Source organism: Rahnella perminowiae, assembly GCF_019049755.1.
GTDB classification, from domain to species: Bacteria; Pseudomonadota; Gammaproteobacteria; order Enterobacterales; family Enterobacteriaceae; genus Rahnella; species Rahnella perminowiae.
In genome coordinates this window covers 1-6,721 of sequence record NZ_JAFMOS010000380.1, presented here as the reverse complement: position 1 = coordinate 6,721, position 6,721 = coordinate 1, and the positions used below count along the sequence as shown (strand labels likewise).

Below are 6,721 nucleotides of genomic sequence, written 5' to 3'. Positions count from 1 at the left end.
GATCCACAAAGTGCACATTTCGTTATACAGTTAAAAATACTTCTCTGATGTTGGGTGGTTTTCTGACTTTTATTAGAACTGCCAATCATGCTTTGAACGCGATTGAACAGTTCTATTTCAATAACTGCGGGGTAATATTTTACTTTATCAATATATCCAATCAAACGACGATTACGGAACATATGATAGATGCTCATAGTGTTCCATTTTCGATCGTTGATCAGCTGATTACTATCATTCATGAACCGCACAACAGAAGCAGCACTATAACCTTCAGCAAAACGTTCAAAGGCGACTTTCATTATCGCTACCATTGCTTCATCTACTTCATATTGTTCATTCCTGATAGATAACCAGTTAGGACAATTATTTTTCAATGCCTTCCCTGTTTCAAGAGCATTCCTTTTCATCTTTTCCCAATTACGTGTTGTCAACCGAGCCTTACGTTTACTCTCTTGATGTGACCTTTCAATTGAAACAGCAAGCTTAGAAAGTGTTCCATCAAGTTTTGTACTGAATACTTGTCCACTTTCAACTTCAAGAACGTCAATACCACGTTTGATCAAAGCATTAAAATGTTCGATAGCCTCGTAGTCAGGTAATCTGGAAAACCTATCAACGTTCTCGATTAGTAAAATCCCTTCGGTAATTTCACCTTTAACTACCTTTTCTTTGAAACGTCCGAGTTCCCCCTTGGTGAAGTTGTGTCCCTTATAGGCTGACTTCCCTAAATCACTTTCCAGCAATTCGTAGTCATTTGGATCAAGTTCATAACCCAAGCCTGCGGGCAGGGACGCTTCAGAAAGAAAATCCATTACAGTGTTAATCTGACGCTCAATCCCATAACCCGCTTGCTGCTGCAAGCTACTGATACGAGTGTATAAATAAGACTTAATTTTTTTATCGCCATTTTTTTTACCCTCGACAAACTTGGTCTATCCTTCACTAATCATACAAAATGATCACAGGAGAAAGTATGTCATTATACGCAACGCTGGAAGAAGCTATTGATGCCGCCCGCGAAGAATTCCTCGAAGCCGCGCAGGATCGGATCCATGACGACGAAGAACCCATTCCGGATCAGTTTAATCTGCAAAAATATATCATGCAGGATGGCGATGTGATGTGGCAGGCGGAGTTCCTCAATGGTGAAGGAGATTCCATCGATGCGCTGACGTTCCGCAGCGGTGCAGCGGCGCAGGCCATCTTTGATGAGGATTATGATCTGATAGAACTCGAAGAAGAATGGCAGGAAGAAGCCACGCTTTATGAATGGGATGAAGGTGAATATCAGCATGAACCGCCGCTCGATACTGAAGAAGGTAAAGCGGCATCTGAAGAATGGGACGATGAAGACGAATATCCGGGTCGTGATATCGATTAAGTCACTTTATTCATAAGGCCCGTGGCGGGCGTCAACCGGCAGCATGAACGTGTCGACAATCATCGACAGAGGAACATCGATAACAGTGACATAACGCCACGGGCTGTCCCGTAAATCCCACTGCACCCCGGGATAATACTGGTTACCATGCCCCTGTCCCGGCACAGTCCGGCTGATAATACTGCCGCATCCGGTCAGCATCGTCGCCAGCAATGCCAGCGCACACCCGCGAAAAATAACCCGATTAATCACTCACCCAACCTGTCGATTCAATTCAAAAGAAGTCTATTCAGCAACACCGTCAGCTTATCACGCACCCTGTGTGCCTTATGTTAAGGCAAGGTAAAAAATTCCGGCGCTCCCCGCTAAAGTGTAATCCGCCTTTCGTCACAAAGAAAACGGGCAGTATGCGTTCACATACTGCCCGTTTTTTATTTACCCCATGTCATTTTCAGGCGGATTTAACTTCAGGCGTCTGAGTGACAGGGAATGCCTGCACATTACGAGGCAGTTGCGCGTAGTAAGCACTCCATACCTGCTGATCAGGTTGCGTCCACACGGCAGAGTGTAAACGCGCCATCAGCACCGGATCACTTAACAGGATCAGGCGATCCGCCTTGCCCAGATCCTTAGGACCGGTTTTTAGCGCATGCTCAAGATGAGCACGACGGCCGTTTTCTACCGTTTCACGCAACAGGTGACGGGATGTTGCCATCGCCGTTGCCAGCGCGTTGAAGCCCGGATCGAAGACTGCATGCATAAAGCCGTTTTGCAGCTTACGCGAACGGTTCAGCGTCAGGTATTCCTCGGTAGCCACCAGTTCACGCGGAGGATCGTATTCTTCCGGGATCAGGAACAGTTTGGCTTTCTTACTCTTAATCCCTAACGTTGCCCGGCTCGACAGTACAGAGACGATTGGCGACAGGATAAGAGAGAAAACGATGGGTGCCAGCCACCACAGGAAACGCAAGTCCAGCCACGCCATACCGGCCGCCCAGACCGCACCCAGCAACAGCTGAGAACCGTGACGTTTAAAGGCTTCGCCCCATGGAGTATCGTCGTCATCGCGCTGCGGTGAGTTCCAGACCACTTCCCAACCCAGGAACGCGCTGACCACGAAGACAGTGTGGAACAACATACGTACCGGTGCCAGCAATACTGAGAACAGCATTTCGAGGAACATGGAAATCAGCAGACGGAATGCTCCACCAAACTGTTTTGCCCCTTTCGCCCAAATCAGCACAATACTCAGCAGTTTTGGCAGGAACAGCAACACCATGGTGGTCGAGAACAAGGCAATCGCCAGTTCCGGACGCCACTGCGGCCATACCGGGAATAGCTGACGGGGTTGCAGGAAATACTGCGGTTCCATCAGCGTGTGCACGACCTGCAATGCGGTCGACAAAGCCAGGAAGGTAAACCATAACGGTGCCGACAGGTAAGACATGACCCCCGTCAGGAACACCGCGCGGTGAACCGGGTGCATACCTTTTACCAGGAACAGACGGAAGTTCATCAGGTTCCCGTGACACCAGCGACGGTCGCGCTTCAGCTCATCGAGCAGGTTCGGTGGCAACTCTTCATAACTGCCGGGCAGATCATAAGCAATCCATACACCCCAGCCAGCACGACGCATCAATGCTGCTTCCACAAAGTCATGAGACATGATGGAACCCGCAAAGGAACCTTCACCCGGCAACGGTGCCAGTGCACAGTGCTCGATAAACGGTTTCACGCGGATAATGGCGTTATGGCCCCAGTAATGGGATTCGCCCAATTGCCAGAAATGCAAACCAGCAGTAAACAGCGGGCCGTAAACACGGGTCGCAAATTGCTGACAACGCGCATACAGCGTATCCATGCCTGAGGCTTTTGGCGCAGACTGGATAATACCGGCGTTCGGGTTGGCATCCATCAGACGGGCCAGGCCGGTCAGACATTCGCCACTCATGACGCTGTCGGCATCAAGAATAACCATATAGGCATATTCCCCGCCCCAGCGACGGCACCAGTCATCAATGTTACCGCTTTTGCGTTTTACACGACGGCGACGACGGCGATAGAAAATACGTCCGTGACCCTCAACGTCGCGGCACACTTCCATCCAGGCTTTTTGTTCCGCTACGCAGATATCCGGGTCGTAACTGTCGCTCAGCACGTAGATATCGAACTGATCCAAATCTCCCGTCGCTTTGACTGATTCATACGTTGCACGCAGACCCGCGAAAACGCGCTCCACGTCTTCGTTACAAATCGGCATGATCAATGCTGTACGGTTGTTCGGATTCAGCGGCTCATTACCTTTGGTCGACGCGGTAATGCTGTATTTGTCCCGGCCGATAAGCAATTGCAAAAAGCCCATCAGCGCGGTCCAGAATCCTGCCGACACCCAACAAAACAGGATGGCAAACAGCACCAGGATCCCGGTCTGTAAAACGTAAGGCAGTAATTGCAGAACAGATTGTTGCCAGTCCTGATTGAGCATATCGCTTGGATCGATGAGTGCCCAGCCCTGGTACGGGAGAATGGTTTTCATGTACCAGGTAGCAATTGCCGTCTGTACCAGCATCAGAACCAGCAGGATATAACGACGCACGGAACCGGCGTGGCGCCAGCGCTTTTCCGACTCAGGCATATGTGACGTAGTGTGACGCGAAACCGCGCTGCGCCCCATCAGGTTGTCCCAGAAACGCCCGACCGGGTTGGTGCGCCAGACATCAGGGAACATGCTGGAGCGTTTAACCGGTGGCATGGCGCGGGTAATCGTGCGCCCTTCGTTATCGGTTTCGTCTAAGGTGCCCTTTTCCAGGGCATCAGGCCAGCTTGCGCCGACACGGGCTTTCACTGACACCAGAGGCGCATCAGGATCGGCCGCATTAACCGTGGTCGTTACATCACCGCCTAAACGGTGATGTACAGTAGCAAAAGCCAGCTCCTGCTCAGCAGGAAGCTGCTGAGAGAGCGCCGCTTTCTGTTCATCAGTAAGCGGCAAGGCTTCTACATAATCTTGAGTAGAGTGCGTTGACTTATTCATTTGCAGGCAGCTGATAGCTCCAGGTTTCACTCAGAGTTTTATCGCCATTGGCCAGAGAAGCGCGCATTTCGATCGCCTTCTTAGGATCCTTAACTTTCAGGCGCAGCGTCAGACGCCAGCCCTTTGTGACAGGATTATAGCGTACGGAGTTTTCAACCAGATCACCGTTGTCGCCCACGCTGACCTGAGACACCACCGGCGTGTCGCTTTTCAGTGCTTTCAGGTTTGGACCGACGAAGTCGACCAGGAAAGCCACGCTGCCATCCGGCTCACGGATCAGATTCGACTGTTTCACGTCACCGGTAGAGCGCATAGTGCGTTCGACCCACGCCAGATCAGGAGAGTGCAATTTCTCTTCTTCACGGGTGAAATGTAAACGATAGTTCAGGCTCAGCGGTTTGCCGGCATCAGGCAACTGATCAGGGGTCCAGAAAGCCACAATGTTGTCGTTGGTTTCATCCGCAGTCGGAATTTCCACCAGCTCAACTTTCCCTTTACCCCAGTCGCCTTTGGTTTCAACCCAGCCACTTGGACGCAGGTCGTAACGGTCATCCAGATCTTCGAAGTTAGAGAAACTGCGACCACGTTGCAGCAGACCGAAGCCTTTCGGGTTCTCCATAGAGAACTGGCTGACAGCAAGGTGTTTCGGATTGTTCAGCGGACGCCAGATCCATTCACCGTTACCCGCGTGGATAGACAAACCGTTGGAATCATGCAGCGCCGGACGGTAATTAAGCACCGGCGAAGGCTGGTTTGCGCCAAACAGGAACATGCTGGTCAACGGAGCCAAACCCAGTTTGCCAACTTTATCGCGCAGATAAACCTGAGACTGTACGTCAACAGTGGCTTCTTTACCCGGATAAACGTCCAGACGGTAAGCGCCGGTCGCACGCGGAGAATCCAGTAAGGCATAAATGACTAAATGCTTTTCATCCGGATTAGGACGTTCGATCCAGAATTCACGAAAACGTGGGAATTCCTCGCCGGAAGCCAGCGCAGTATCGATCGCCAGACCACGGGCAGACAAACCATAAACCTGACCTTTACCGATGACGCGGAAGTAGCTGGCGCCCAGCACACTCATAATCTCATCATCTTTGTCGGCTTTGTTGATGGGATAAAGCACTTTGAAGCCGGCAAAGCCGAGGTTTTTCACTGAGTCAGCGTCATGCTTGACGTTGCCAAAGTTGAAATAGTCCGGGCTGTATTTGATCTCTTTGACTGAATCGGCGGTCACTTCATTGATTTTCACCGGCGTGTCGAAGTACATACCCTGATGATAAAATTCAAGCTTGAAAGGCGTATTCAGATTTTTCCAGTACGCTTTGTCATGATTGAATTGAATTTGTTGATAATCTGCGAATTTGAGATCGCGGAACTGAGACGGAAGATTGCTTTTCGGCGCTTCGTAACCTTTATCGGCTAATGCCTTCGCTTGTTTGGCAACATCATCTATAGAAAAAGCCCAGGCAGATGAGGTGAACATGGTCATCAACACTGCGGCACTTAGCAAACGGACTTTGATCATACGTGACCCTATGGAAAAATTTTTATCTGACACCTTGTCTCCTACGCGCGCTTCATTCATTCACTGTAACTATTTTAAGGGAAGTGTCAGGTTTCCGACAACTTGAGCAGTCGATGGTTCATCCATTGATGAACCGTTTAAGCGCAACAGGGTACAAGGATATCAATTCGTTGAAACTCCGGCTATGGAAACTTGTCCTATAACAAAGCATGTTTTAAGGTTAGAAACTAAACTAATGTCAACGATGGTCATTTTTGCTTACGTGCGAAATTAGCCTTAAAGACAAATTACGCTCTAAAATTAGGATGAGCTACTTACAATGGATACGTAATGACACAGCCAAAACCACAACGTGAGTTTTTCTTAGACTCCATCCGCGCATATTTGATGCTGCTGGGTATTCCTTTTCATATATCATTGATTTACTCCAGTCATATCTGGGCGGTAAACAGTGCAATACCTTCTCACGGCCTGACAATATTCAATGATGTTATTCACGCCTTTCGTATGCAGGTATTCTTTGTTATCTCCGGCTATTTTTCTTATATGCTGTATGAGCGTTATGATCCGCAGCAATGGCTGAAGGTGCGCCTGGAGCGTGTTGCCATTCCTCTGGCTGCAGCCTTCCCGCTGATCACTATCCCCCAACTCTATTTTCTGATGAAATTCACCAGCAAATTTTCTGATTGGGATAATCTGGATTTTTATCAGAAAATTAACATTACCGTCTGGGAACTGGTTTCGCATTTATGGTTCCTGCTAACCCTGGTCATTC

The 6,721-nt window shown here is 49.3% G+C and carries 6 protein-coding genes; 2 read left to right on the top strand and 4 right to left on the bottom strand.

All coding sequences use genetic code 11. The features are described from left to right. Positions 1–863 (bottom strand): recombinase family protein (locus tag J1785_RS04825; protein ID WP_217218938.1); only part of this gene is annotated, 863 nt, incomplete at its 3' end. Positions 864–976: 113 nt separating this feature from the next. Here J1785_RS04825 and J1785_RS04820 point away from each other — a divergent pair. Beyond that, on the top strand, positions 977–1,384 hold the full coding sequence (locus J1785_RS04820; RefSeq protein ID WP_217218937.1) for a MysB family protein: 408 nt from the start codon (positions 977–979) through the stop codon (positions 1,382–1,384). Between the two features lie 6 nt (positions 1,385–1,390). On the opposite strand, the gene J1785_RS04815 is transcribed toward J1785_RS04820, so the two are convergent. From J1785_RS04815 to J1785_RS04805, 3 genes are all read right to left on the bottom strand, one after another. After that, complete coding sequence (locus J1785_RS04815) at positions 1,391–1,636, bottom strand: YceK/YidQ family lipoprotein (RefSeq protein ID WP_129951856.1); 246 nt, start codon at positions 1,634–1,636, stop codon at positions 1,391–1,393. Between the two features lie 199 nt (positions 1,637–1,835). Further along, positions 1,836–4,418 carry a glucans biosynthesis glucosyltransferase MdoH gene (gene mdoH, locus J1785_RS04810; RefSeq protein ID WP_129951857.1) on the bottom strand — a complete coding sequence of 861 codons (2,583 nt, stop codon included), beginning with the start codon at positions 4,416–4,418 and terminating at the stop codon, positions 1,836–1,838. After that, positions 4,411–5,946: a glucan biosynthesis protein G gene (locus J1785_RS04805; RefSeq protein WP_129951858.1), complete on the bottom strand. Its 1,536-nt coding sequence runs from the start codon at positions 5,944–5,946 to the stop codon at positions 4,411–4,413. The genes mdoH and J1785_RS04805 overlap by 8 nt, the downstream gene beginning before the upstream one ends. A 330-nt stretch (positions 5,947–6,276) precedes the next feature. Here J1785_RS04805 and J1785_RS04800 point away from each other — a divergent pair. Next, the coding region (locus J1785_RS04800) for an acyltransferase family protein (RefSeq protein ID WP_217218936.1) at positions 6,277–6,721 on the top strand (445 nt) is incomplete at its 3' end.